25 protein-coding genes and 1 tRNA gene are annotated in these 26,233 nt (G+C 64.8%); 13 read left to right on the forward strand and 13 right to left on the reverse strand.

Going from position 1 to position 26,233, the window contains the following annotated elements:
* Nucleotides 1–68: 68 nt before the first annotated feature.
* Complete coding sequence (locus IX761_RS01640) at nt 69–920, forward strand: LysR substrate-binding domain-containing protein (protein WP_194787802.1); 852 nt, start codon at nt 69–71, stop codon at nt 918–920.
* A 66-nt stretch (nt 921–986) separates the two neighbouring features.
* Here the strand turns inward: IX761_RS01640 and IX761_RS01645 are convergent, their stop codons facing one another.
* Nucleotides 987–1,736, reverse strand: coding sequence for a sulfite exporter TauE/SafE family protein (locus IX761_RS01645; protein WP_194787803.1), 750 nt, complete (start codon nt 1,734–1,736; stop codon nt 987–989).
* Between the two features lie 115 nt (nt 1,737–1,851).
* Here IX761_RS01645 and IX761_RS01650 point away from each other — a divergent pair, with 115 nt between their 5' ends.
* From IX761_RS01650 to IX761_RS01660, 3 genes are all read left to right on the forward strand, one after another.
* Nucleotides 1,852–2,808 (forward strand): LysR family transcriptional regulator, encoded by a 957-nt coding sequence (locus tag IX761_RS01650; protein WP_194787804.1) that lies wholly within the window; start codon nt 1,852–1,854, stop codon nt 2,806–2,808.
* 55 nt (nt 2,809–2,863) lie between these two features.
* A complete protein-coding gene (locus IX761_RS01655) occupies nt 2,864–3,319 on the forward strand; it encodes a MarR family winged helix-turn-helix transcriptional regulator (protein ID WP_194787805.1) in 456 nt (151 codons plus the stop codon).
* 129 nt (nt 3,320–3,448) lie between these two features.
* Complete coding sequence (locus tag IX761_RS01660) at nt 3,449–3,877, forward strand: organic hydroperoxide resistance protein (protein WP_023632623.1); 429 nt, start codon at nt 3,449–3,451, stop codon at nt 3,875–3,877.
* 226 nt (nt 3,878–4,103) lie between these two features.
* On the opposite strand, the gene efp is transcribed toward IX761_RS01660, so the two are convergent.
* Complete coding sequence (gene efp, locus IX761_RS01665; protein WP_060483780.1) at nt 4,104–4,673, reverse strand: elongation factor P; 570 nt, start codon at nt 4,671–4,673, stop codon at nt 4,104–4,106.
* A gap of 48 nt (nt 4,674–4,721) precedes the next feature.
* The gene (earP, locus tag IX761_RS01670; RefSeq protein WP_194787806.1) at nt 4,722–5,840 is read right to left on the reverse strand and encodes an elongation factor P maturation arginine rhamnosyltransferase EarP; all 1,119 of its coding nucleotides are present in this window, start codon (nt 5,838–5,840) and stop codon (nt 4,722–4,724) included.
* Between the two features lie 136 nt (nt 5,841–5,976).
* Here earP and IX761_RS01675 point away from each other — a divergent pair, with 136 nt between their 5' ends.
* Together IX761_RS01675 and IX761_RS01680 are read left to right on the forward strand one after the other, a co-directional pair.
* Nucleotides 5,977–6,375, forward strand: coding sequence for a hypothetical protein (locus tag IX761_RS01675; protein ID WP_194787807.1), 399 nt, complete (start codon nt 5,977–5,979; stop codon nt 6,373–6,375).
* A 1-nt stretch (nt 6,376) separates the two neighbouring features.
* The gene (locus tag IX761_RS01680) at nt 6,377–6,859 is read left to right on the forward strand and encodes a GreA/GreB family elongation factor (RefSeq protein WP_194787808.1); all 483 of its coding nucleotides are present in this window, start codon (nt 6,377–6,379) and stop codon (nt 6,857–6,859) included.
* 71 nt (nt 6,860–6,930) lie between these two features.
* Here IX761_RS01680 and IX761_RS01685 read toward each other — a convergent pair whose 3' ends face one another.
* Complete coding sequence (locus IX761_RS01685) at nt 6,931–7,860, reverse strand: LysR family transcriptional regulator (RefSeq protein WP_194787809.1); 930 nt, start codon at nt 7,858–7,860, stop codon at nt 6,931–6,933.
* A gap of 124 nt (nt 7,861–7,984) precedes the next feature.
* Between IX761_RS01685 and IX761_RS01690 the strand changes: the two genes are divergently transcribed.
* Entirely contained in the window at nt 7,985–8,734 is a 750-nt protein-coding gene (locus tag IX761_RS01690; protein ID WP_194787810.1) for a 3-oxoacyl-ACP reductase family protein, read from the forward strand.
* A 199-nt stretch (nt 8,735–8,933) separates the two neighbouring features.
* Here IX761_RS01690 and IX761_RS01695 read toward each other — a convergent pair whose 3' ends face one another.
* Nucleotides 8,934–9,815, reverse strand: coding sequence for a LysR substrate-binding domain-containing protein (locus tag IX761_RS01695; protein ID WP_194787811.1), 882 nt, complete (start codon nt 9,813–9,815; stop codon nt 8,934–8,936).
* Between the two features lie 108 nt (nt 9,816–9,923).
* Here IX761_RS01695 and IX761_RS01700 point away from each other — a divergent pair, with 108 nt between their 5' ends.
* Complete coding sequence (locus IX761_RS01700; RefSeq protein WP_194787812.1) at nt 9,924–11,114, forward strand: MFS transporter; 1,191 nt, start codon at nt 9,924–9,926, stop codon at nt 11,112–11,114.
* Between the two features lie 274 nt (nt 11,115–11,388).
* On the opposite strand, the gene IX761_RS01705 is transcribed toward IX761_RS01700, so the two are convergent.
* Genes IX761_RS01705 through IX761_RS01725 form a run of 5 tightly spaced genes read right to left on the reverse strand, consistent with a single transcriptional unit; the run spans nt 11,389 to nt 17,691 of the window.
* Nucleotides 11,389–12,732 (reverse strand): TolC family outer membrane protein, encoded by a 1,344-nt coding sequence (locus IX761_RS01705; RefSeq protein ID WP_194787854.1) that lies wholly within the window; start codon nt 12,730–12,732, stop codon nt 11,389–11,391.
* Between the two features lie 15 nt (nt 12,733–12,747).
* Nucleotides 12,748–14,040, reverse strand: a complete 1,293-nt coding sequence (locus IX761_RS01710) for an HlyD family type I secretion periplasmic adaptor subunit (RefSeq protein ID WP_194787813.1) — start codon at nt 14,038–14,040, stop codon at nt 12,748–12,750.
* Entirely contained in the window at nt 14,037–15,758 is a 1,722-nt protein-coding gene (locus tag IX761_RS01715; protein WP_194787814.1) for a type I secretion system permease/ATPase, read from the reverse strand. Before IX761_RS01715 ends, IX761_RS01710 begins: the two co-directional genes overlap by 4 nt.
* A gap of 43 nt (nt 15,759–15,801) precedes the next feature.
* Nucleotides 15,802–16,179 (reverse strand): AprI/Inh family metalloprotease inhibitor, encoded by a 378-nt coding sequence (locus tag IX761_RS01720; RefSeq protein WP_194787815.1) that lies wholly within the window; start codon nt 16,177–16,179, stop codon nt 15,802–15,804.
* Between the two features lie 54 nt (nt 16,180–16,233).
* Nucleotides 16,234–17,691, reverse strand: coding sequence for a serralysin family metalloprotease (locus tag IX761_RS01725; RefSeq protein WP_194787816.1), 1,458 nt, complete (start codon nt 17,689–17,691; stop codon nt 16,234–16,236).
* 443 nt (nt 17,692–18,134) lie between these two features.
* Between IX761_RS01725 and IX761_RS01730 the strand changes: the two genes are divergently transcribed.
* Together IX761_RS01730 and IX761_RS01735 are read left to right on the forward strand one after the other, a co-directional pair.
* Nucleotides 18,135–18,512, forward strand: a complete 378-nt coding sequence (locus IX761_RS01730) for a hypothetical protein (RefSeq protein ID WP_194787817.1) — start codon at nt 18,135–18,137, stop codon at nt 18,510–18,512.
* A 246-nt stretch (nt 18,513–18,758) separates the two neighbouring features.
* A complete protein-coding gene (locus IX761_RS01735) occupies nt 18,759–20,891 on the forward strand; it encodes a TonB-dependent siderophore receptor (protein WP_194787818.1) in 2,133 nt (710 codons plus the stop codon).
* Between the two features lie 7 nt (nt 20,892–20,898).
* Here IX761_RS01735 and IX761_RS01740 read toward each other — a convergent pair whose 3' ends face one another.
* Together IX761_RS01740 and IX761_RS01745 are read right to left on the reverse strand one after the other, a co-directional pair.
* Nucleotides 20,899–21,795: a class I SAM-dependent methyltransferase gene (locus tag IX761_RS01740; RefSeq protein ID WP_194787819.1), complete on the reverse strand. Its 897-nt coding sequence runs from the start codon at nt 21,793–21,795 to the stop codon at nt 20,899–20,901.
* A 161-nt stretch (nt 21,796–21,956) separates the two neighbouring features.
* Nucleotides 21,957–22,046, reverse strand: a tRNA-Ser gene (locus IX761_RS01745).
* Between the two features lie 290 nt (nt 22,047–22,336).
* Here IX761_RS01745 and IX761_RS01750 point away from each other — a divergent pair.
* From IX761_RS01750 to IX761_RS01760, 3 genes are all read left to right on the forward strand, one after another.
* Nucleotides 22,337–23,026, forward strand: coding sequence for a crotonase/enoyl-CoA hydratase family protein (locus tag IX761_RS01750; RefSeq protein ID WP_194787820.1), 690 nt, complete (start codon nt 22,337–22,339; stop codon nt 23,024–23,026).
* A 250-nt stretch (nt 23,027–23,276) separates the two neighbouring features.
* Entirely contained in the window at nt 23,277–23,996 is a 720-nt protein-coding gene (locus IX761_RS01755) for a lysophospholipid acyltransferase family protein (protein ID WP_194787821.1), read from the forward strand.
* A gap of 88 nt (nt 23,997–24,084) precedes the next feature.
* On the forward strand, nt 24,085–25,056 hold the full coding sequence (locus IX761_RS01760; protein WP_194787822.1) for a magnesium and cobalt transport protein CorA: 972 nt from the start codon (nt 24,085–24,087) through the stop codon (nt 25,054–25,056).
* Between the two features lie 120 nt (nt 25,057–25,176).
* Here the strand turns inward: IX761_RS01760 and IX761_RS01765 are convergent, their stop codons facing one another.
* On the reverse strand, nt 25,177–25,911 hold the full coding sequence (locus IX761_RS01765; RefSeq protein WP_194787823.1) for an amidotransferase: 735 nt from the start codon (nt 25,909–25,911) through the stop codon (nt 25,177–25,179).
* Nucleotides 25,912–26,233: the final 322 nt, after the last annotated feature.

The raw sequence follows: 26,233 nt of genomic DNA on the forward strand, positions 1-26,233 counted from the left end.
GTCTCTGCCCAGGCCTAAGATCAATCCAACGAATGTTTCTGATGCCATGCATCTCGGAGATTGATGCCATGTCCCAGTATCAGAGCCTCGACGCCGATGTGCTGCGCACCTTCGTCGCCATCGCCGAGCAAGGTGGCTTCACCCGCGCGGGCGAAGTGGTCAACCGTACCCAGTCGGCGGTCAGCATGCAGATGAAGCGCCTGGAAGAGGACATCCTGCAGCGCCAGCTGTTCGAACGCGATGGCCGCCAGGTGCGCCTGACCGCCGAGGGCGAGGTGTTGCTGGGCTATGCCCGGCGCATCCTCAAACTGCATGGCGAGGTGTTCAACACCCTGCGCATGCCGCACATGGTCGGAGTGGTGCGCATCGGCACGCCGGACGACTACGCCATGCGCTATTTACCCGGCATCCTCACCCGCTTCGCCCAGGACTACCCGCTGATTCATGTCGAGGTGCACTGCGACTCGTCCAAGCAACTGATGCTGCGTCAGGACCTGGACCTGACCATCGTCACCCGCGAGCCGGGCAATGAAGTCGGCCAGCTGCTGCGCCAGGAGCGTCTGGTGTGGGCGGCGGCTCGGGGCTTCTGCCCGCAGGACCAGCGCCCGATGCCGCTGGCGCTGTTCAACACCGACTGCTTCTGCCGCGCCTGGACCTGCAACGCCCTGGAGCACCAGGGCATCGAATACCGCATCGCCTACACCAGCCCGAGCCTGGCGGCGATCTTCGCCATCGTCAGCGCCGGCCTGGCGGTGACCGCGCAACTGCACAGCCTGGTCGGTGGCGAGCTGCGCATCCTCGGTGAGGACGACGGCCTGCCCCAGCTGCACATGGCCAATGTGATGCTGCTGCGCAGCCTGCATCAGCAATCGCCGATCACCGACTGCATGGCCGAGTACATCGTCGAGGGATTCAAATAATCCTGAATCGCCCCGCCCTGTAGGAGCCGGCTTGCCGGCGATGGGCCGCGCAGCGGCCCCTGGGAATCAAAGCTCGAACCCCAGCATCACCGCGCACACCACCAGGAACACGCAGAACAGCGTGCGCAATACCTTCTCCGGCAAGGCATGGGCCAGCTTCACCCCCCAGCTGATGCTGAGCAGCCCGCCCACCGCCAGCGGCACACCAATGCTCCAGTCCACGCTCTGGTGCAGGCCATAGGTGAGCAAGGTCACCATGGTGCTCGGCGCCGCCAACGCCAGCGACAAGCCCTGGGCCACCACCTGGGTAGTGCCGAACACACTGGTGAGGATCGGCGTGGCCACCACCGCACCACCCACACCGAACAACCCGCCCATGGTCCCGGCAAAGCCGCCCAACACCCCCAGCCACGGCCACGGGTAGCGCAGCTCGCTGCTCGGCGGCGTCACCTTGAGGAACATCCGCGCCACGTTCCAGATCGCCAGCGCCACCAGGAAGCCGACGAAATACAGGCGCATCGACTGCGCATCGATGCCCACCGCCCAGATCGACCCCAGCCAGGCGAACACCAGGCTGCACAGCGACAGCGGCACGGCATGGCGCAGCTCGATACGGTTGCGCTGGTGGTAGCGCCACAGCGCCAGCAGCACGTTGGGCACCACCATCACCAGCGCCGTGCCTTGGGCCAGTTGCTGGTCAAGGCCGAACAGCACGCCCAGCGCCGGAATCGCGATCAGCCCGCCACCGATACCAAACAGGCCGCCCACGGTGCCCAGCGCCGCGCCCAACACGATATACATCAACCACTCGATCATCCGGCCCTCGTCCACCTGCTGCAGAGAATGAACGGCATGCTACGCAGTCGCGGCTGGCGGGGAAACGCACAGCAGCGCACAATGGCTGTGCGCTTCTTGCATAAGCAGCCAGACCATGAGCCCCGACATCCTCACCGAACAACTGAGCCTGTTCCTCGACGTGCTGGAAACCGGCAGTTTCTCCGCCGCCGCCCGCCGCCATCCATTGACCCCTTCGGCCGTGGCCCGGCGCATCGACAGCCTGGAAAACGCCGTGGGCAGCCGCCTGTTCGCCCGCAGCACCCATGCCGTGCGCCCGACCCCGGCGGGCAACGCCTTCGCCGAGCGCGCCCGGCGCATCATCGAAGAATTGCGCCTGGCCCGCGCCGAGGCGGTGTCGCTGAGCAACGCCCCCGAGGGGCTGATCCGCATCGACGCGCCAGCCGCCTTCGGCCGTCGTCACCTGGCGCCGGCCATCGCCGACTTCCTGGTCGCCTACCCCGGGCTCGACGTGCAACTGCGGCTGATTGACAGCTTCGTCGACCTGCACGGCAGCCACCTGGGCGAAGTCGACCTGGTGCTGCGCGCCGGCCCCCTGGCTGATACCCGCCTGGTGGCCACACCGCTGGCCTACATGGTGCGTATCGCCTGCGCCAGCCCCGCCTACCTGGCCAGCCGCGGCGTGCCGGCCTGCCCCAGTGAGCTGCCCGAGCACGACGGCCTGGACTGGGACGGCCTGGCACCCCCTTTCGCCTGGCGCTTCGCCATTGACGGCCAGGCCCGGCTGTACCGCCCAGCGCGCATGCGCATGACCGCCAACAATGCCGAGACCCTGCTGTTCGGTGCCCTGGCCGGCTTGGGCGTGGCTCACCTGCCCACCTGGCTGATCAGCGACTACCTGCTACGCGGCGAACTGCTGCCGCTGTTCTGCGACAACGGCCTGCCCGCGCCCGAGTCCAGCGGCATTTATGCGCTGCGTTTGGCACATGAAACGAACTCTCGCAGCCGCTTGCTGCTCGAATTCCTCAAGAGCCGCTTCAGCCCGGTGCCCCCTTGGGACCTGGCGCTGCGCAGCGAGCTGCGCTGGCAATGAGCGCGCTAACCTTCAGCGTGCTAGATTTTACTTCTCACCGATTCCAAGGACCTGCATGAACGCCGACACCCAAGCCCCCTGCGACGAGTTGCTGCTGGACAACCAGGTGTGCTTCGCCCTGCACTCCACTTCGCTGCTGATGACCAAGGTCTACAAGCCGCTGCTGCAGGCGCTGGGCCTGACCTATCCGCAATACCTGGCCATGCTGGTGCTGTGGGAGCAGGACGGGCTGACCGTGGGCGAAATCAGCCAGCACCTGCTCACCGACCCGGGCTCGCTCACCCCGCTGCTCAAGCGCCTGGAAAGCGAAGGCCTGCTCAAGCGCACCCGCAGCCGCGAGGACGAACGGGTCGTGCTGGTTCAGCTGACCGACAAGGGCCGCACGCTGCAACAACAGGCCCGCGAGGTGCCGCACTGCATCCTCAAGGCCAGCGGCCGCACGGTCGAGCAACTCGCCAAGCTGCAAGCCGAACTGATCGAACTGCGCGCGAACCTGCAAAAAAACCTCTGACGACTATGCTGTGCTGTGGCCGTTCGGATGAAGGGTCGAAAATTTAACTTGCGCACAAAATAATTGTGCACTAAGTTAATCCCACACCCACTCAGCGCCACGGCGCACAGCACGCAAGCGAGGCTCAAGATGCAAAAGGTCACTCCGCTGTACATCGCAGAAGCCACCTCTACCGGCGGTCGCGACGGCAAATCCCGCTCCAGCGACGGCAAGCTGGAAGTCAAGCTGAGCACCCCCAAGGAGCTGGGCGGCGCCGGTGGTGATGGCACCAACCCCGAGCAGATGTTCGCTGCCGGCTACTCGGCCTGCTTCATTGGCGCGCTGAAGTTCGTTGCCGGCCAGGAGAAGAAAGCCCTGCCCGCCGACGCCTCGATCACCGCCAAGGTCGGCATCGGCCAGATCCCAGGCGGGTTCGGCCTGGACATCGACCTGCACATCAACCTGCCGGGCCTGGCCCAGGCCGACGCCGAAGGGTTGGTGGAGAAGGCGCACAAGGTCTGCCCTTACTCCAATGCCACCCGCGGCAATGTGGATGTGCGCTTGCATGTGACGGTCTGACACTCAGGCAACCTGGCCGCTGTAGGAGCGGCCTTGCGTCGCGAAAGGGGCGCGAAGCGCCCCCGGCGATGGAACAGGCGCCAGTTGCATGCGGGTTAACCCGGGGACCGCCTTGCGGTCCTTTCGCGACACAAGGCCGCTCCTACACGGGAACGAGTCAACGCGAGTTCCCAGGCACAAAAAAACCCGGCCAAGGCCGGGTTTTTCGTGCGCATCGCAAGAAGGATTACTTCTTGGAACGGCCCTTGAAGCTGTTGTCGCGAGTGTCGATGTCGATCCACTCGTCGATCTGGATGAAGTCGGCAACCGAGATCTCGGTACCGTTCTTCAGCTTGGCAGGCTTCATGACCTTGCCGGAGGTGTCGCCACGAGCAGCGTTCTCGGTGTAGACGACCTGACGGCTGATGGTGGTCGGCAGTTCTACCGAAACCAGGCGACCTTCGAAGAACACGGCTTCGCAGATGTCTTCCATGCCTTCTTCGATGTACGGCAGAACGGCGTCGATGTCTTCGGCGTTCAGTTCGTACATGGTGTAGTCGGTGGTGTCCATGAAGGTGTACGAGTCACCGCTGATGAACGACAGGGTCGCTTCTTTGCGATCCAGGATCACGTCGTCCAGCTTGTCGTCCGCACCGTATACGGTTTCGGTCTTGTAGCCGGTCAGCAGGTTCTTCAGCTTGGTCTTCATGATCGCGCTGTTACGGCCCGACTTGGTGAACTCAGCTTTCTGAACCAGCCACGGGTCGTTGTCGATCCGCAGTACGGTACCGGGTTTCAGTTCTTTACCAGTTTTCATTACGAAGTATCCGAATCTGGATGGATTTATAAAAATCGAGGCCGCGTATCATAGCGAATTTCGGTAAAACTGTACCAGCTTCGTGGCGAGGTCCGGCTGAGCGGCCTGTTCGGCGCACCATTGGCGGGCGTGCCTGCGCACTTCCTCCCAGTGCGGCTGCAGCGCCTGCCAGGCCTGGCCCATGGGCCGATCCATGTTCCACGCCCGCCACAGTGCGCTCAGTGCCTGCCCGGCGGCAGCCGACAGGCCAAGGCAATACACCGCCAGGAACGCCTCGAGCTTCTCCCAGTGAGCGTTCTCGTCCTGGATGTAGATGTGCCACAGCATCGGCATGCCGGCCCACTGCGCACGCACGAACGAATCCTCGCCCCGTACCGCATTGAAGTCGCAGCTCCACAGCAGCCGGTCATAATCGTCCTGGCTGACGAAGGGCAGCACCTGCACGGTCAAGCTCCCGCGCCGGTGCAGCGCACCGACCGGCAAATCCGCCTCACCCAGCCAGTGGCCCAGGTCGGCGAGGATGCGGCCCTGAGGCACCAGCAGGTGAGTAGGCTGCGTATCGCCAGCCAGCACATCGAGCCAGTTGCCCAGTTGCGGGTTCTCGTAGGCGAACAACGAAACCAGTCGCGCACCGTGCTGGGGCGCAACGCCCAACCCGGCGAGGAAGCTGGCACGCTCGAACGCCTCGCGGCGCGGCAGCAACGAGGTTTCGCGCAGAAGGCCACCGGTCTTGGCGGTGAAACCGGGGAAGAAGAAGATCTTGCGCAGCCCGTTAGCCTGGGGCGAAGGCAACCCATGGCAACCCTCGACCCAGTCCTCGGCGCTGAGGTAATCCAGGTTCAACCACAGGGGCGGCTTGGGCTGCCTGGCCATGGCTTCGACGAACGCGGGCGGCAATTGGCAGGCGAAGGCGCCGATCACCACCTGGGCAGGCTCTGCGCCCTGCCATTCAGCAGCCCAGTGCCGCACCTCGACACCTTGTTGCCATTGCTGTTCGGCCGTGACGTCCAGCTGCGGGCACAGGCGCGCGAAAGACCCCAAGTCATCCACCCACAGGCGCACCGCCAGGTCGTGCTCGGCCACCAACTGCCGAGCAAGGCGCCAGGTGACGCCGATGTCGCCATAGTTGTCGACGACCGTGCAGAAGATGTCCCAGGTGGTTTTCATCGCCACGTTTCGCTACCCGTGAAAAAAGACCGCGAATTTTGCGGACAAACCGGCCACAACAAAAGCACCGCGCTAAAAAAACCTGCCACGCCATGCGACAATGCCGCCACCGCCCCGCCCTGCCAAGGAGGCTGCCATGCCCCGCCGCCGCGAACTGACCATTACCCTCAAGCCCCTGCAACTGATCCTGTGCGTCGCCCTCGGCCTGTGGCTGGGCGCCGTCGCCATCGCCTTGAGCCTGTGGCTGGGCCTGCGCCTGTGGCCGGAGCAGGTGCAGCCGGTGGCCCAGGCCATCGCCCCGGCCATCGTGCAACCGGCGCCGGCCGTGCCTGCCACCCAAGTGGACGATGCCCAGGCGCAGATGTTCGAGCGTTACAAAGACATCCTGCACCAGCAGGAACTGCAACAGGCCGCCGAAACCGCCGAGCGCAGCCCGCGCAACCTGAACAACCCCAAGTGTCAGTTCTGGCTGCAGCAGAACCGCACCGCGCCGACCGACAAGAGCCAGGCCAATGTACTGGAGTTCTGCTACTGACATGGACAAGGGCCAACTGCTGCACCACATCGTCGCCCAGCTCGAGCAGGACATGGAACTGTTGCGCCAGGCGGCCCAGACCGCCTACGAAACGGCCACCGCCGAAGAGAACATCGCCGAGAACAAATACGACACCCTGGGGCTGGAAGCCTCGTATCTCGCCACCGGCCAGGCCCGGCGCACCGCCGAGATCCGCCAGGCGTTGCAGACCTACCGGCAGTTGCTGTTGCGCGACTACGACCCGGCGCGGGGCATCCAGATCGGCTGCCTGGTGACGCTGGAAGATGAGGATGGCCAGCAGCGCTTGCTGTTCCTCGGGCCCGAGGGTGCCGGGCTGAAGATCGGCGAAGGCGATGGGCTGGTGACGGTGATCACCCCGCGCGCACCGCTGGGGCAGCAACTGGTCGGCAAGCGAGTGGATGACGAGGTGAGCCTGGTGGTGAATGGTGTGATGCAGGTTCAGTTCATCGTCGCGGTCGCCTGATCCATCGCTATCGCGGGGCAAGCCCGCTCCCACAGGGTGGACTGGATTGTGGGAGCGGGCTTGCCCCGCGATCATTGATGCAACGCATTGAACCGCTGGGTCAGCCCTTGCTCGGCAAACCGCTCCACCACGTAATCGATGAACGCCCGGGTCTTGCCCGGCAACAGCTTGTGCTCGGCGTAATACAGGCTGATGTTGCCGTCGTCCACGTACCAGTCCGGCAGCACCCGCTGCAGCCGCCCCTCGCTCAGATAGGGCACGGCAAAAGGCAGACTCACCAATGCAATGCCCAGCCCCTGCTCGGCCACCGCGCAGGCGGCGTCGGAGTCGCTCATGGTCATGGTCTGCGGCAATTGCAGCGGGCACTGCTCCTGCCAGCGGCTGGTCAGCGGCCATGAACGCACCCGCCCGGTCTGCGGCGAACGGATAAGGATGCCTTGATGGGCCTGTAGCGCCTGCGGATGCTCGATCGGTGCGTGCCGTTGCAAGTACCCCGGGGCCGCCACCAGCACCCGATGGGCGGGCGTCAGCTTGCGCGCCACCACCCCCAGCGGCAGCTCGAAGCCTCCACCGATGGCGGCATCGAAGCCTTGCCCGATCAAGTCGACCTGGCGGTTGTCAAAATGCCAGTCCGGGGTGATCGCCGGGTATCGACGCAGGAACTCACCCAATAGCGGCAGCACGTACAAGCGCCCGAACACCGTGCCCATGCTCACCCGCAACAGCCCGGCCGGCTGGCCTTCGGCGCTGGCCAGGTTGGCCATGGCGTACTGGATGGTGCGCAGGCTGTCGCTCACCTCCCCCAGAAATCGCTGCCCGGCCTCGGTCAGGGTCAGCTTGCGGGTACTACGCTGGAACAACCGCACCCCCAGCCGCGCTTCCAGCTGGGCGACGTTCTTGCCGACCGCCGCTGGGGTCAGCGACAGGCGCCGGGCGGCTTCGGCAAAGCTGCCCACTTCGGCGCTGCGGACAAAGCACTCAAGGTGACTGAACGATTCCATGGCTTCGATTCCCAACCAACGGTTTACTCAGATGATCGTGATTACCAGCTTATCAGTGAGCAATCATCGGTCGATACTGCGCCCATCCAAGGCATCCGGCCTTGCTTGAATACTGGAGATCAGCATGTCCCAAGCACTTCCCCTCAGCGGCAAGGTGGCCCTGGTCCAGGGCGGTTCCCGTGGTATCGGCGCGGCCATCGTGCGCCGCCTGGCCCGTGATGGCGCCAAGGTCGCGTTCACCTATGTAAGCTCGGCGCAAACCGCCGAAGCCCTGGCCGGCGAGATCAACGGCAACGGCGGCCAGGCCTTGGCCCTGCGCGCCGACAGCGCCGATACCCACGCCGTGCAACAGGCAGTGGCCGACACCACCAAGGCCTTCGGCGGCCTCGATATCCTGGTCAACAACGCCGGCGTGCTGGCGGTGGCACCGGTGGCCGAGTTCGACCTGGCCGACTTCGACCGCCTGCTGGCCGTCAACGTGCGCAGCGTGTTCGTCGCCACCCAGGCCGCGGTCAAGCACATGGGCAAGGGCGGGCGAATCATCAACATCGGCAGCACCAACGCCGAGCGCATGCCGTTCGCCGGCGGCGCCCCCTACGCCATGAGCAAGTCGGCGCTGGTCGGGCTGACCAAGGGGCTGGCCCGTGACTTGGGCCCCCAAGGGATCACCGTCAACAACGTGCAACCCGGCCCGGTTGACACCGACATGAACCCGGCCAGTGGCGAGTTCGCCGACAGCCTGATCCCGCTGATGGCCATCGGGCGCTACGGGCATGTGGAAGAGATCGCCAGCTTCGTGGCGTATCTGGCAGGGCCTGAGGCTGGCTACATCACTGGCGCCAGCCTGCTGGCCGATGGTGGCTTCGCGGCCTGAGACAGGTTGACTCTGATGCAAGCCGGCACGTAATGGGTTGCTCGTCTGCTGTAGGAGCGGCCTTGTGTCGCGAAAGGGCTGCGCAGCAGCCCCGGCAATTTATGTGGTTGCGCAAAAACCTGGGGCCGCCTTGCGGCCCTTTCGCGACACAAGGCCGCTCCTACAGTGAATGCGCAAACCAGCACAGGAAGCCATCTACTCAGCCATCTGCACTCAAGCTTTGCTCCATCAACTCCAGAAACGCCCGCGCCGCAGGCGTCGGGCTGGGCGACCACACCGCATACAAGTGGCGCACCGGCGCATCCGCCAGGCGCGCCATGGCGACACCCTCAAACCCCTGGGCAATACGCTCGGGCACCAGCCCCACGGCCATGCCGCGCTGGACGAACTTCTCCACCAGGCGAATATGGCCGATCTCGAACTGCACCCGACGCTCCACCCCCACGGCCAGGAACGCTTCGTCGGTCTGCCGGCGCGCGCCGGTGCCCTCGGGGAAGTCCACCAGCACCTCGCCGGCCAGGTCCGCCAGGGCCAATTGCGTTCGCTGCGCCAAGGCATGACCAAGCGGCAGCACCGCCACCAGCTCCTCACGCGCCAGCAAGCGATGGTGCACGCCTTGCAATACCTCGCCCTGCCACAGGCCGACGAAGCCCACATCCAGGCGCCGCTCGCAGACATCGGCCATCAGCAATTCACTCTTGGCGGTCAGCCAGCGCACGTCGACGTCTGGATAGCGCCGGTGGAACACCGCCAGCACATCGACCAGGTCCAGCGCGGTCAACGAGCTGATCTCACCGATGGTCAGGCGCCCGCGCACCTGCCCGCAGGCCGCCGCCACATCGTCGGCAATACGCCTGGCCGCCTCGACTGCCGGCCGTGCACTGAGCACGAAGGCCTCGCCGGCCGGCGTCAGCCGTACCCGCCGCGAACTGCGCTCGAACAGGCTCACCCCCAGTTGCGCCTCCAGCCGCGCCACCTGGTGGCTGAGCGCCGACTGCACCACATGGCAACGCTCGGCGGCGCGGGTGAAACTGCCGGTGTCAGCCACGGCCAGGGCATATTCCAGTTGCTTGAGGTTCATCGATCTATCTGCTTTCGAGATGGATAATGTGAAAACTATACATTGGCGTCATCCATGACACATGCCGATACTGATCGCCATTCCACCTTGCCTGCCGCGAGAGACCCCATGAACACCCCCACACTAAGCCGCGCCCTAATCCTGCTGATGGCCACCGCCACCGGCCTGGCAGTGGCCAGCAACTACTACGCCCAACCCCTGCTGCACAGCATCGCCGAGCAGTTCGGCCTGAGCACCGCCGGCGCCGGCACCATCGTCATAGCCGCCCAGCTCAGCTACGGCGCTGGGCTGTTGCTGCTGGCGCCACTGGGCGACCTGTTCGAACAGCGTCGGCTGATCGTCACCATGGTGCTGATCGCCACCGCGGGCCTTGTGATCAGCGCCTGCGCCCCCAGCCTGCCCTGGCTGATCCTCGGCACCGCTTTAACCGGGCTGTTCTCGGTGGTGGCGCAGATCCTCGTCCCCATGGCCGCCGCCCTCAGCGCCCCCGAACAGCGTGGCCGGGCCGTGGGCACGCTGATGAGCGGGTTGCTGCTGGGTATCCTGCTGGCACGCACCGCCGCCGGCCTCATGGCCGAACTGGGCGGCTGGCGCAGCATCTACGTGCTGGCTGCGGTGCTGATGGCGATCACTGCCCTGGCCCTGTACCGCAGCTTGCCGACACACCACAGCCATGCCGGGCTGAAGTACCCGGCGCTGATCGGCTCGGTGTTCCGCCTGTTCGTCGAAGAGCCGGTGCTGCGCTTGCGCTCGCTGCTGGGGCTGTTGGCGTTCAGCCTGTTCGCGCTGTTCTGGACGCCGCTGGCGTTCCTCTTGAGCCAGGCGCCCTACCACTACTCCGACGCGGTCATCGGCCTGTTCGGCCTGGCCGGCGCGGCCGGGGCGCTGGCGGCCAACTGGGCCGGGCGCCTGGCCGACCGCGGCAAGGGCTCGCTGGGTACCACGGTGGGGTTGGTGGCGCTGCTGGTTTCGTGGCTGCCGCTGGCCTTCGCGCAAAGCTCGCTGGCGGCACTGTTGCTGGGCGTGCTGCTACTGGACCTGGCGGTGCAACTGGTGCATGTGAGCAACCAGAACGCGGTGATCGTACTGCGCCCCGAGGCGCGTACGCGGCTCAATGCCGGCTACATCACCTGCTACTTCATCGGTGGGGCCTTGGGCTCGTTGCTGGGCACGCAGTTGTTCGAGGTGCATGGCTGGAACGGCATCGTCGTCGCCGGGGTGGTGATCGGGGCCGTGGCGCTGGCGGTGTGGGGACTGGCGGAGCGCAAACGGGTCAGGGCAGCGCCGGCACACGCATGATCAATAGGTTTTGAATGTTCCGGCCCGTTTACCGGCAAGGCCGGCGCCTACAGACGATGCACGTCCGACACTAACCCTATGGGAGCAACTGTCTTGCACCGCTTTTTGTAGGAGCGGCCTTGTGTCGCGAAAGGGCTGCATCGCAGCCCCGGCAATTTTTAATGCCACAGAGAAACCAGGGGCCGCTTTGCGGCCCTTTCGCGACACAAGGCCGCTCCTACAGGCATCCTGCATAAGACAGTTGCTCCCACAGCTCCAAGAACAGCCTCCCCCCTCAAGACTTGCCCAGCCCAAACGCCTCATCCACCCGCGCCAGCTGCGTTTCGCTCAACACCCCCGCCTGGTAGTGCAGCTTGATCCACGCCAATAGGTAGTCATACCGCGCCTGGGCCAGGTCGCGCCGGGTGGTGGCCAGCTGCTGTTCGGCATTGAGCACGTCCAGGTTGACCCGCTCGCCGCCCTGCACGCTCTTGCGCGTCGACACCACCAGCGCGTCGGCTGCCACCAATGCTCGCTCGTAGGCACGCAGGCGGCTGGCCCCGGACTGGCAGGCGTTGTACTGCTTGCGCAGTTCGATCAACGTGCTGCGGGTGGTGCCGTCCAGCTCGTACTCGGCCTGTTCCAGGTGCCGGCTGGCCTGGCGGGTCGAGGCCGACACGCCGCCACCGGCGAACAGCGGCACGCTCACTTCGATGCCCACGGTGTTGGTGTCATAGCGCTGGTTGTAGGTGTTGCCGCTGTCCGACTCCTGGCGCCGGGAGCTGGCGTAGGCGGTAACTTTCGGCAAGTGCCCGGCGCGGTTGCGCTCGACCTCGTAGCGCGCCACTTCCATGGCCTGGCGTGATGACGCCAGTTGCGGGTTGTTGGCCAGTGCCCGGGTCTGCCAGGCGTCATACCCTTCAGGTTCGACCATCGGCAGGGCGAAGCCGCTGTGCAGCGGCGCCAGGTCCTCGACCCGCACCGCCGGCTCGCCGATCAGCGCCCCCAGTTCGCGCAGCGCCGCATCCTGGTCGTTGCGTGCCTGGATTTCCTCGGCGTCAGCCAGCTCGTAGCGCGCCTGGGCTTCGAGGATGTCGGTGCGGGTACCTTCACCGGCGTCGAACAGGCGCTGGTTCTGCTGGAACTGCTGGCGGTAGGCCTGCTTGCTGGCGACGCTGATGGCGATCTGGTCCTGGGCGAACAGCGCCTGGGTGTAGCTGGTCATCACCCGCACCAGCAGTTGCTGGCTCTGGTCGCGGAAGCTTTCGTCGGCGAACAGCGCCTGGGCCACGCCTTTTCTGTAGGCGGCGTAGGCTTCGTAGTCGAACAACGGCTGCTGGAGGATGAACGTCGAGCCCATGCTGTTGTAGTTGCGGTCCTCCTGCTGGCGGCGTGAATCCCCCAGGTAGCGCACCTCGGAGTCGTTGCGGCCCTTGTTGTAGTTGTACGACAGGCTCGGCAGCAGGCCGGCGCGGCCGATGGCGCGGTACTCCTGGCCGGCCTCGCGCTGCTTGAACGCGGCGAGATAGGTCGGGTCGCGGCGCAGTGCCTGCTCGTAGACCTGGAACGGCCCCATGGCCGCCTGCGCGGCCGTGGGCAGCCAGGCACAGGCCGCCAGCAGCCCGATCAGTGGAAACATCTTCACGGGCAATCCTTATTGTTCGGTCAAAGCGGTGCCTGCGCGGTCGAGCAGGGGTTTGAACAGGTAGTTGAGCAGCGAGCGCTCGCCGGTGCGCACGAACAGCTCCGCCGGCATGCCCGGGCGGATCGTCAAGCCCTCCAGACGCGCCAACGCCTCGTCGCTGACCGTGCTGCGCAGCACGTAGTAGGGCTGGCCGGTACGCTCGTCAATCAACTGGTCGGCCGACACCAGCGCCACCTCCCCCGTGACCCGGGGCGTGCGGTTCTGGTTGAAGGCAGTGAACAGGATATCCACCGGCAGTTGCAGTGCGACCTTATCCACCAAGTTGACCGGCAGGCGCCCTTCCACCTCCAGCGCCGTACCCTGCGGGACGATCTCCAGCAGGGTGTCGCCGGCACGCACCACGGCACCTTCGGTGTGCACCCCGAGGTTGACGGCGATGCCATCGGCCGGGGCGAGGATCTCGCTGTGCTGCAACTCGAAACGTGCCGAGTTGAGCTGCTGTTCGAGGGTCGCGGCCTTGACCTGGGCCTCGGCCAACTGAGTGCGCACCTCCTTCTGGTACTCCTCGCGGCGCTGCTGCAGGTTGAGCCGGGCCTCGACGATCACCTGCTCCAGGCGCGCGCTTTCCCCGGCGTTCTGCGCCAGGTCGCGCTGCACCTGCGACAGCTGGCGCTGGTACTCCAGCACCCGGTTGCGCGGGATATAGCCATCGCCGGCCAACGGGCGCAGGTTGTCCAGCTGCTCGCGCAGCGAGTCGACCTGGGCCTGCAGGTCGGTGCGCGCCCGGCGCATGCCGACCAGTTGCGCCTGCGAGCCATCGATGCTCGCGGCCAACGCGCCCTGCTCGCGGGCCAGGGCCTGGCGACGGCTGTCGAACAGCTGGCGCTGGCCCTCCAGGATCAATCCCAGCCGCGGGTCGGCATCGGCACTGAGCTCGGCAGGAAACTGCAACTGGCCAAGGTTGTCGCGCTCGCTCTGCCAGCGCGCCAGGCTGGCGCGGGTCATGCGGTACTGGGCCTGCAAGGCATCGACGTCGGCCTGCACCTGGGTACGGTCGAGGCGGAACAACGGCTCGCCCTGGCGGACCTGCTGGCCTTCGCTGACCAGGATCCGGCTGACCATGCCTGGGGCCATCGACTGCACGGCCTTGCGCTTGCCCGACACCACCACCGTGCCCTGCACCGGCACGCCCTGGTCGAGCGGCGCCAGGCTGGCCCAGGCCATGAAACCGCCAAAGCCGGCCAGGGTCAGCAGCCAACCCAGGCGTACATGGAAACGTGCTCCTCGCTCATGCCGGCTCATGCGCCACCTCCTGCTTGCAACGGGCGTTGCGCCGGGCCTTGGCCCAGGGCGTGAAGAATGTCGCGGGCCGGGCCGAAGCCCTGCATACGGCCCTCGTTCATCACCAGCAGCTTGTCGGCCTGGGCCAGCGCCGCGCTGCGGTGGGTCACCAGCACCACCGTGCGGCCCTGGGCCTTGAGCTGCTGCAGCGCACTGGCCAGTGCTGCTTCGCCGGGGCTGTCGAGGTTGGAGTTGGGTTCGTCGAGCACGATCAGGCACGGGTTGCCGTACAGGGCCCGGGCCAGGGCGATGCGCTGCTTCTGCCCACCGGACAGGTCGGCGCCCGCCTCGCCCAGGCGCGTGTCGTAGCCCTGGGGCAGGCGCAGGATCAACTCGTGCACCCCCGCCAGGCGGGCTGCTTCGACCACCTTGTGGCCATCCAGCTCGCCGAAGCGGGCAATGTTCTCGGCGATGCTGCCACGCAGCAGTTCGATGTTCTGCGGCAGGTAACCGATATGCGGGCCAAGGGCCTCGCGGTCCCACTGCTTGAGTTCGGCGCCATCCAGGCGCACATGGCCGGCCAGGGTCGGCCACACGCCCACCAGCACCTTGGCCAGGGTCGACTTGCCCGAGCCCGAAGCGCCAAGCACGCCCAGCAGCTCGCCGGGTGCCAAGGCGAAGCTCACTTGTTGCAAGGTGGCGAGGTTGCGCCCGGGCGGGCCGGCGCTGATCTGCTCCACCGCCAGTTGCCCGCTGGGCGCCGGCAGCGGCATCGGTGCCGGTGGTTCGGGGTGCTCGCGCAGCAGGCTGTCCAGGCGCTGGTAGGCCAGCTGGGCCCCGCTCCACTGCTTCCACACGGCGATCAACTGGTCGATCGGGCTGAGTACCCGGCCCATGAGGATGGAGCCGGCGATCATCATGCCCGGGGTCATCTGCCCCTCGATCACCAGCAACGCGCCCAGCCCCAGCACCAGCGATTGCAGGCACAGGCGCAGGCCCTTGCTGGTGGCGGTGATCACCGCCGAGGTGTCGCTGGCCTTGTTCTGCAGGTCGAGAAAACGCCCATGCAAGGTGAACCAGCGCTGGCGCAGGGCACCGAGCATACCCATGGCCTGGATGCTCTCGGCGCTCTGCAATTGGCTGCCGGCCAACAGCGTGGACTGCTGCTGGTAGTCGCTGGCCTCGGCCAAGGTGTTGTGGGTCAGGCGCTCGTTGAGCACGGCCAGGGCGATCAGCAGCAGCGCACCGACGCAGGCCATGACGCCCAGCCACACGTTGAAGACGAAAATCACCGCCAGGTACAGCGGGAACCACGGCGCATCGAAGAAGGCGAATAGCGCCGGGCCAGTGACGAACTGGCGCAGTTGCGTAAGGTCGCCCAGGGCCTGCCCGGCGGCACCGTCGCGCTGGCGCAAGTTACGCTCGAAGGCGGCGCGGTAGACATTCAAGTTGAAACCTTTCTCCAACTGATTGCCCACGCGAATAACAATGAAACTGCGCACCGCTTCCAGCGCACCGATATAAACGAAGAAACCGACGACCATCAGCGTCAGCATCCACAAAGTTGTCGTGTTCTGCGAACTCAGTACACGGTCGTACACTTGCAGCATATAAATCGATGGCACCAGCATGAGCAGGTTGATCAACGCGGTAAAACAACCCACGCTGATCAATGTCGACTTGTATTGGCCGAGCGCCGCCCACAAGGGCGCCCCGGGCTTGTTGCTCGGTAGTTTCATAATTCGCCCTGTCGGCCTGGAACTTTCTAAGTTCCAGCCGGGGTTATTGGTCCAGGCGCTCGAGCACCAGTTGCTTGCCGTCGGGGGTGGTCCAGGCATAGCGCTGGGCACCTTCGCGGCTGAAGTGCACCACGCTGCTACCGTCACCGCCTACCAGGGCCAGGGTGTCGGGGGTCACCAGCCAGCTGCCGGGGCGCAAGCCCAGCAAACCTTCGGCGCATGCCAGGTCGCCTTCAAGCTTGCCTTCGCTGGCTTGCAGGCGCAGGTCGCAGGCCTGGGCCTGCTGGTGTTCGGGGTACAGCTGCCAACGGCCGGCCAGTTGCGCGGCGTTGGGGAGTAACAGGCTGCTGGCCATGGCTACCTCGGTCATCGACATCAGCGTGATCGCGGCCTGCGCGACCCTACGCACGGTTGTTTTCATGTACCTGCCTCATCAACGGCAAGGGGCGACGCGCAAGCGCCGCCCCCTGTTGCATCAGACCACGATGTCGGTGACAGCGGCCTGGCCAACGGTGCTCACCAGGAAGTCGCCGAGGCTGTTCCCAGTGAAGTCGATGGCCAGGCTGCCCAGGTTGGTGGCCTGGTCGTAGCTCAGCACCGCCTCGCCGGCATGCCCGGTGAAGGCGTTGACGAAGGTCAGCGGCAGCTTGTTCACGGCGAACGCGGCAATGGCCGACAGGTCGATCTTGTCCTGACCCGAGGTGAAGTCCATGATCCGGTCCGGCGCGGCCTTGCTGGAGTCACTGACGGCACCGAACACGAAGGTGTCCGCGCCGCTGCCGCCCCACAGGGTATCGGCGCCACCGCCGCCGTAGATGATGTCGTTGCCGGCACCACCCTTGAGCACGTTGGCTACCGCGTTGCCGATCAACAGGTCGTTGCCTGAGCCGCCGAAGGCGTTCTCGACCGTGACGCCCTTGGCGATCGACACGTTACCGACCATACCGCCCACATCGGAGAACGATGTCTCGTTGAGGTTGATCTTCTGGTTCTGGGTGAACCCTGAGAAGTCGAGGGTATCGTTGCCGCCACCGTCCCACACCGCGAACACGACTTTCGACGAGGCCGAGGTGGCCGAGAAGTAGTCGCGATCGGCGGTGGAGTTGAAGCCGTAGGTGGTATCGCCGGAACGGGTCGCATAGTTGGCGCCGTAGAGCTTCTGGATGGCGGCGATGTCGTCCATCAGCGGGGCCGAGGCGTAGTACTGCCCGCCGCCCTTGACGAAGTTCTGCCCGGTGTTGCTTTCGCTCCAGTAGCTCATGACGCTGTAGCCGCGGGTGTCCTGGGCGTAGGTGGCGTCACGGTAGGTCGGGTTGCCGTTGCCGGCGTTGTAGTCGCCGGGGTGCGACAGGCCGAGCACGTGGCCGATCTCGTGGGTGAGAGTCTGGCGCCCGTAGTTGCCGGTGCCCGGGTTGGTGTTGACCTGGTAGCCGCTGTTGATCAGGTACCAGGATTCACCCTTGTGCGAGCCCGGCTGGTCGAACGGCAGGTAGGCGAAGGCCGCTCCGCCGTCGTTGGCGCTGTAGTTGCCGAAGGTCATGTGGCCATCGCCACCCGACGCCGCCTCGGTGAAGGTCACCTTGGCCACGTCCGCCCAAGATTGCATGGCGAGCTTGGCCTGTTCTTTCTGCAGGCTGCTGAACTGGCTGAAGCTGCCCAGTTCGCGGCTGTAGAAGTCCGACGGTGCGCGGTTGAGGAAGGTGTAGGTGAGGCTGATGGTGCCGTCCTTGTTCAGGTCTTTCCAGGCCGCACCATCACGCAGGATGAAATCGGCGGCTTGGTCGACGGTGTAGGACGGTTTGCCGTTGACGTTGGCGCCGCCACGATCGTACTGATGGGCGAAGCTGTTGATCAGGCCGGCAGAGGTACTCGGACCGTGCGGTTGCAACGCGGAAGTGGCCGAGAGAATTGCGTTTTCTTTGACTTTCGACATGCAGGTTACTTCCTTGTGTACAAAAAAGCAGGTTGATGTCAGACAGGAGTCTCCCACTTGGCGAGTTCATCCTGTCACTCGCCCTTATGAGGCGGGAAAAAAACTGACACAAACTGAAACTTCCTGTCCAGCGTTTTCTGACGCCATTTTTTCGTTTGTGAAAATGGCACCTGATCCGCACCGATTTGCGCAAACTGCAATGCCCCGCAATATGCCAATAAAACCATGAGCCCTATTAATGACCGAGAAGTTTTTGGTCATCGCCTCGAAGTTTAATTACGAAAACGCGACCTGCCGATGTTCATTCGAACCGTTATTTCGTTTAGGCGCTTTACTACGCGACAACCGGCCGCACGACCCTCCGTCGCCTGGCCGTTGACTTGCAGACGCCCTCGGCGCTCAGTAGGCGCTGGTCGCAGACCTTTCACTGACAGGACGACACGATGACAAGACTCACGGTGCAATCCGGCGATTTCTTGCAAGGTGAAGGCGAGTATCGCAACGGAGCGCTCACACTCAAGACCCCGCGTAGCCCCTCGCCCGGCGAGCGCATCTCGTTGACGCGCATCCAGGACTTGAAACTGGCCAACCTCGAATCCACCCGCAGCCTGGGCGGCGCCCTGGGATGGGGGGTGGCCGGCGCACTGGTGGCAGGCCCTGTGGGCTTGCTTGCCGGCCTGCTGCTGGGTGGCAAGGAAGAGGAGGTCACCTTCCTCGCCACCTTCAAGGATGGCCGCAAGTTGATGGCCATCACCGATGGCAAGACCTGGTCGAAGATCGACGACAGCTGGCGCCGCCATCAACGCCCCGCCGCCGCCTGAATTTACCCGCGCCCCATCCGTTAACACATTACCGCCCCATCGCCGGCAAGCCGGCTCCCACCCCGCCCGCGCCATTCTCAAGATTGGCGCTTACCTGTGGGAGCCGGCTTGCCGGCGATGGGGCGCGTAGCGCCCCTCCACAAACAAGCATGCTGTTTGCCAGCTGCCTGCTACCATGGCGCCCTTTTGCCTGCACGACAGCCGCCGAACCATAACGGCCGCGTCGCTTCCATCAAGGAGCCCCGCATGACCCCGCTTCGCCCTCGCCTGCCCCTTGGCCTGCTCGGCCTCGGCCTGGCTCTGCACAGTGCCCACGGCCTGGCCGACGACAGCGTGACCCTGGCGCCGGTGCGCGTCACCGAATCCTATGGCAACGAGGGTTACCAGGCCCGCGAGGCGCAAGTCGGCGGCCTGCACAATGCCCCGCTGTTGGACACCCCGGCCGCGGTCAGCGTGTTCAACCGCGAACTGCTCGACGACCGCCAGGTGCGCAAGCTGGGCGAAGTGCTGCAAAGCGATGCCTCGGTGGGCGACAGCTACGCGCCGGTCGGCTACTACGAGAACTTCAACGTACGCGGCTTCGAGCTCAATGCCGCCAGCAGCTACCGCATCAACGGCCAGACCATCGCCGGCGAGCAGAACGTGGCGCTGGAGAACAAGCAGCAGGTGGAACTGCTCAAGGGGCTGTCCGGGCTGCAAAGCGGCGTGTCGGAGCCCGGCGGGCTGGTCAACTACGTGACCAAGCGTGCCGAAGATGTGCGCACGGTCACGGCGTCCACCAACGAACAGGGCGAGCGCTACCTGGCCACCGACCTGGGCGGCTGGTTCGGCGCCGAGCGCCAGTTCGGCCTGCGGGTCAACCTGGCCCATGAGGACATCCGCAGCTACGTCGACCACGCCGACGGCAAGCGCGATTTCGCCTCGCTGGCCGTCGACTGGCAGATCAGCCCCGACGCGGTGCTGGAACTGGACGCCGAGTACCAACACCGCGAACAGTATTCGGTGCCGGGTTATCAGTTGCTCGGCGGCACCCAGCTGCCCCACCACGTCGACCCGAAGGATCACCTGGCCTGGCAGGATTGGGCCAAGCCTGTGCAGAACGATTCGCTGAACCTTGGCGGGCGCTTCAAGTACCGCTTCAACGACGATTGGAATGGCACCCTCAGTGCGTCGCGCAGCAAGGTGGTGATCGACGACTACAGTGCGTTTGCCTGGGGCTCGAGCGAGGGCGCATTCTTCGGCAGCAACGGCGACTACGACATCTACGATTTCCGCAGCCCCGACGATACCCGCCGTATCGATGAGGCCCAGGCCATGCTCGATGGGCGTTTCGATGCATTCGGAGTCGGCCATGAACTGACCGTCGGCGCCAGCGCCCAGCGCCGTACGCTGGATCAGCGGCCGTACTACAACCAATGGCTGGGCACCGGCAATATTTACACCGGCGCCCCCGCACTGGCACCGTCCGACAAACCCATCGGCGCCAGCGAACGCCGCCTGGACAGCCGCCAGTACGGCCTGTTCATCAGCGACCGCATCACCTTCGACGAACACTGGCAGGCCGTCATCGGTGCCCGTGAAGTGCGCCTGGACGAAAAGACCTGGAGCGAAACCGGTGTCGCCGGCCGCCATACCCAGCAGTACCAGCTGCTGCCCAATGCCGCACTGATCTACAAGCCGCAAGCGGACACCACGCTCTACGCCAGCTATTCGAAGGGCCTGTCCGCCGGTGGCACGGCGCCCTGGTTCGCCAGCAACGCCGCCGAGATCCTCGCCCCGACCCTGTCGCGCCAGCTGGAGCTGGGCATCAAGCGCGACTGGCAGGGCATGAGCTTCAGCGCCGCGTTGTTCCAGATCCGCCAGGCCTACCAGTACGCCCGCCCCGAAGGCGATGGCACCTTCACCTACGTGCAGCAGGGCCAGCAGAAGAATACCGGGCTGGAACTGGGCGCCAGCGGCCATGTGACCTCGAACCTGCAGCTCCAGGCCAGCGCCGCGGCGATCCGCGCCCGGGTGCAGAACAGCGACACCGACGCCTACGAAGGCCACCAGGCGATCAACGTGCCCCGCCTGCGCGCCGCGCTGCAAGCCGACTACGCCCTGCCGGTGCCTGGCCTGGCCTTGCTGGGTGGTGCCCGCTACAGCGCCAGCAAGTACGCCAGCCAAGCCGGCAATGTCGAGGTTGGCGGCTATACCGTGTTCGATATCGGCAGCCGCTACCGCACCCGCATCGGTGGATACGACACGGTGCTGCGCCTGACCGTGGACAACGTCTTCGACAAGCGCTACTGGCGCGACGTGGGTGACTACCTGGGCGACAACTACCTGTTCCAGGGTGCGCCGCGCACGGCACGCCTGTCGGCATCGGTGAGTTTCTGAGCCGGGTTCAGGCCCTGATGATCTTCAGGTAGATGGCATTGCGATAGGGGTCGAAGTACAGGCAGCTGTGGGCGACCCGCTGGGTGGGTACCAGCCGCCGCATGTCCTCACGGTTGCGCAGGACCAACCGCCAGTCCATGCACGCTTCCATGTAGCCACGCCCCCAGTTATCCGGGGTGAAATTGGCGACCAGCACGGTGCCGCCCGGTGCGGCTCGCTCCACCAGCAGGCGGGTCAGCTCGACGGCGGCCGGCTCATCGAGGTAATCGTAGAGCCCCGCCGAATAGATGAAGTCGAACCCGTACAAACCCGGCTTGCGTGCCAGTGATTGCGCCGCCGCCCTCAGCGGCACGACGTGTGCCAGCAAGGTTCTGCGCACCACCTCGAGGCTCCGGGCATCCTGGTCCAAGGCGACGAACTCCTCGATGGCCTGCAACGTGTCGCCGCGCAGCAACAAGCCCTCGCGGCAATGACCACAGGCAACGGCCAACACCGAAAGTGAGCCATGCAGCCGCGCCTCGGCGTCGATCAAGCCGGCGATATGTTCCCGCCGCCAACGCACGCTCGCCGAGTTGGGCGAGGCGACCACGGCGCCGAACACCCGCCTGCCCATCTCGCTGCAACCCTCTGGCGGGGTGCGAAAGTAGGCGTAGTCCATCATCACCGCGTCGCCTGCATATCCGCGAGGTCGCTGCCGGGCGCGGCGAGTGTAGGGGTCCTCGAGCAGCAGCGCATCCAGCGGATGCGCCCGGCACGCCTGGAGCACATGGCCTTGCCACTGATCTTCGGCCATCTCCAGCCGGTACTCGGTGAGCCCTTCCGAGAGCAGCGCGATAGCGTGTACGGGGTCACCATGCTCGAGTTCTTCATGGCAATCCGCAAACAACGATGCAAGGGTAGTCACTGGATACCTCCAGCCCATGTTTCCTGACCTGGAGGTCACGCTAACGCTGTGCAACGGCCTTTCCAACTGGCAGAAATACCAGTAGGCGCCCACACCGGCCTGATGACAGGCCAAAACAAAAAGCCCCCGAACCTTTCGATTCGGGGGCTTTTCGCAGAATGTGGCGGTGAAGAAGGGATTTGAACCCTTGATACGATTTCTCGTATACACACTTTCCAGGCGTGCTCCTTCGACCACTCGGACACTTCACCGTTTTCTCTTCAAGCTGTTCAGCCTGTCGAGGCGCGCTAATTTAGTAGAAGCTCTTTCCTTTGGCAAGCATTTTTTTCAGAATTTTCATGCGCTTAAGCCTGCCAGGCAAAATCCGTGGCCAATCAAGGCAATGCTGCCATTGTGCCCTGCGCTTTTACCGCCGCCCAACACACCGCCCCGACTGCGCACGGGATAACGGCCTGGCGCTGACCGACCAGTCAGTCTTGACGCTTTACCTGGCAGACGCTGCTGGGTAACGTCGTCGCCACGTTACCCAAAGGACTCTGCCATGAGCGAGCTGATTACCTACCACGCCGAAGACGGCATCGCCACCCTGACCCTGAACAACGGCAAGGTCAACGCCATCTCGCCGGATGTCATCAAAGCCTTCAACGCTGCCCTGGATCGCGCGGTGGAAGAGCGCGCGGTGGTGATCATCACCGGCCAGCCGGGGATTCTCTCCGGCGGCTACGACCTGAAAGTGATGACCGCCGGCCCTAAAGAAGCCGTCGGCCTGGTCACCGCAGGTTCCACCCTCGCCCGCCGCCTGCTCTCGCACCCCTTCCCGGTGATCGTCGCCAACCCCGGCAACGCCGTGGCCAAGGGCGCCTTCCTGCTGCTGTCGGGCGACTACCGCATTGGCGTGGAAGGCCCGTACAAGATCTGCCTGAACGAAGTGCAGATCGGCATGACCATGCACCACGCCGGCATCGAGCTGGCCCGTGACCGCCTCAGCCGCGCGGCTTTCCAGCGCTCGGTGAACAATGCCGAAGTGTTCGACCCGCAGGGTGCGGTCGATGCCGGCTTCCTCGACAAGGTGGTGCCAGCCGAGCAACTGATGGAAACCGCATTCGCGGTTGCCCGCGAGATGAAGAAGCTGAACATGCTGGCGCACAAGAACACCAAGCTCAAAGTGCGCAAGGGCCTGCTGGAAGTGCTGGACGAGGCGATCCTGGCGGATCAGAACCACTTGGGCTGATTGCCCACCTCGATCACCTGTAGGAGCGGCCTCGCCGGGGCGCTGGACCGTTCGGAAAGGGCCGCAGAGCGGCCCCGGCAGTCTTGAGGCGAACTTGAAAACCTGGGGCTGCTATGCAGCCCTTTCCGAACGGTCCNGCGCCCCGGCGAGGCCGCTCCTACAGACAGCGCATCAAGAACTCTCCATGGCGTTTGCCGCAAACAGTGCACGTCCGTACACTGCGCCGCGATCGTCCTGTGTGAGTCGTACCATGCTTTATCTGCTTCGCATGCTCCTGCTGGGGCTGCATTTCCTGCTCGTCGGCGTGCTGGGCCTGTTGATCGGCCTGCTGCGCCCATTCAACCCCGACAACAGCCGCCTGTTCGCCCGCCTCTACAGCGTGCCCGCCGCCTGGTTCATGCGCATCAAGGTCCAGGCCGAGGTCGGCCCGCTGTGGGACCAGCCCCCGGGCTGCGTGATCATCGCCAACCACCAGTCCAACTACGACCTGTTCATCATTGGCCAGGTGGTGCCGCGGCGTACCGTGGCAATCGGCAAGAAGAGCCTGGGCTGGGTCCCACTGTTCGGCCAACTGTTCTGGCTGGGCGGCAATGTGCTGATCGACCGTCAGAACAGCTACCAGGCGCGCAGGGCCATGCAGGCGACCACCCGCACCCTGCAGGACGACACGTCGATCTGGATTTTCCCGGAAGGCACACGCAACCCGGGCGAACAGCTGTTGCCGTTCAAGAAGGGGGCGTTCCACATGGCACTCGAGGCCGGTGTGCCGATCGTGCCCGTGTGCGTCAGCCGCTATACGCGGCGGCTGAACCTTAACAGCTGGCGCCAGCGCAGGGTGATCATCCGTTCGCTGGCACCGATCGCCACCGCCGGCCTGACCCAGCAAGACCTGCCGGCGCTGATCGAGCAGTGCCGGGCGCAGATGCAGCATTGCATCGACCATATGGAAAGCGAGCTGGCGGGCAGCTGAGGCAGGCAAATCTTCATCCCTGCGGGTTGCCCTGCGCGAACACTGCGCCCAAGCTGTCTTTCGTGTTCAACCAAACAAGCGGACAACCATGGGTCGAGTCGTCGCGTCTGCGGTGTACAGCGCCGGCAGGAAAGTCACCAACATCAGCATCGACGAAGGCGCCGAATGGGCACGCAAGCCCGGGCACTTCGTCTGGATCGGCCTGGAAGAGCCCAACGCCGAGGAACTGGCCAACCTGCAGCGCCAGTTCGGCCTGCACGAGCTGGCCATCGAGGATGCCCTGGAAAAGCACAGCCGGCCGAAACTCGAAACATTCGGCGACGCGCTGTTCATCGTCACCTACTCGCCAGTGCGCCACGAGGGCAAGCTGGAGTTCATCGAGACGCATATCTTCGCCGGCAATGGCTACATCATCACCTGCCGCAACGGCCACTCGAAATCCTACGCCCTGGTGCGCCAGCGCTGCGAGGCGCGGCCGCTGCTGCTCGAGCACGGCGAGGACTTCGTGCTGTATGCCCTGCTCGACTTCGTGACCGAGAACTACCAGCCGGTCAGCGAGGCGATCCACGGCGAGATCGAAGAGCTTGAACAGAGCGTGCTCAGCGGCTCGCTCATGGAAGAGGACATCCAGCGCCTGCACAGCCTGCGCCGCGACATCCTGCGCCTGCGCCGCTACGTGGCGCCGATGGTCGAGGTCAGCGAGGAACTGCAACGCCTGAGCTTCCCGTTCATCGACAAGAACATGCGACCGTATTTCCGTGACGTGCAGATCCATGTCACGCGGCAGATGGAAGACCTGGCCGGCATTCGTGATATCGCCAGCCAGACCATCGAGATCGGCATGCTGCTGGAGTCGTCACGCCAGAGCATCACCCAGCGCAAGTTCGCCGCCTGGGCGGCGATCCTGGCATTCCCCACGGCAATTGCCGGGATCTACGGGATGAATTTCCAGAACATGCCGGAGCTGGGCTGGCATTACGGCTATTTCGGCGTGCTTGGGGTGATCGGGCTGGGGTGCTCGGGGTTGTTCTACAGCTTCAAGCGTTCGGGCTGGCTTTGAGTTTCCTGGGGGCGCTTTGCGCCCCTTTCGCCGGCAAGCCGGCTCCCACAAAGGATCGGCATTCCCAAGCCTGTGGGAGCCGGCTTGCCGGCGAAAAGGCCGCAAAGCGGCCTCGCTGGATCAAGCTGCGTTGCCGTCAGCCTTGGCCGGGCGCTGGACGAAACGCATCATCCACTCGCCCACCATATCCCCCTGGTGCTCCGTCGCCAGGCTGGCCACGGCCTTCTGGTAGACCTCGTCGCCCAGGTAGTCCTGGCGTGCGTCAAGCAGTGCCCGGGAATAGTCGTGGACGAATTCCGGGTGCCCCTGGAAGCACAGCACCTGGTCACGGATGTGGTAGGCGGCATTCGGGCAGAAATCGCTGGACGCGATCACCGTGGCGCCATCAGGCAGCTGGGTAACCTGGTCCTGGTGGCTGATCAACAGGGTCAGCTCGGTCACCTCCGGGTCCATCCACGGCGCATGGGCCGCCAGGCTGTAGCGATGGATACCCACGCCCCAGCCCTTGTCGGCACGTTCGGCCTTGCCACCCAATGTCAGGGCCAGCAGCTGATGGCCGAAGCACACCCCCAGCAGCTTCTCGCCGCGCTCGTACAGCTTGAGCAGGTACGCCTTGAGGGTCTGGATCCACGGGTCGTCACCGAACGAGTCGGCCTTGCTGCCGGTTACCAGGTAGGCGTCGAAGGTTTTGCCGTCAGGAGGGTAGTCGCCTTTCATCACGTTGTAGACATCGAATTCGGCGGCAATCGGCTGGCGCGAAAACAGCTGCTCGAACATCCTTCCGTAGCCTTGGTATTGCGCAACCAGCTCCGGTCGCAAGACGTCGGTTTCAAGGATGCAGATGCGTAACGACATAGCGGTAGTCCTGAACGACATGTGGGTGGGATTTGCTGTAAAGACTGACGCGAAAGATGCCTACAAGCAAGTAGGATGTCCGGACGAACGGTAGGCCCTGTAACCCTTGGTAACCCCCCGCGCGCACTCGTCTAGCCCCAGCGTGCCAGCGAGCTGGCCAGTGGCCTTAAAACCCAAAAGAATCGATATAAAAACCAATAGAACAAAGGGTTCTGAAACATGGCTGACGTGCCCCCTACTGTTGGTTGTATACCCAGAAACAAGAGGCAAGCAGCAACGGCACGTGTAAGTGCCACTGCGATCGACCCGACGCCAGACAGGG

The organism is Pseudomonas sp. UFMG81, from assembly GCF_015354575.1.
In the GTDB taxonomy this organism is placed as follows: domain Bacteria; phylum Pseudomonadota; class Gammaproteobacteria; order Pseudomonadales; family Pseudomonadaceae; genus Aquipseudomonas.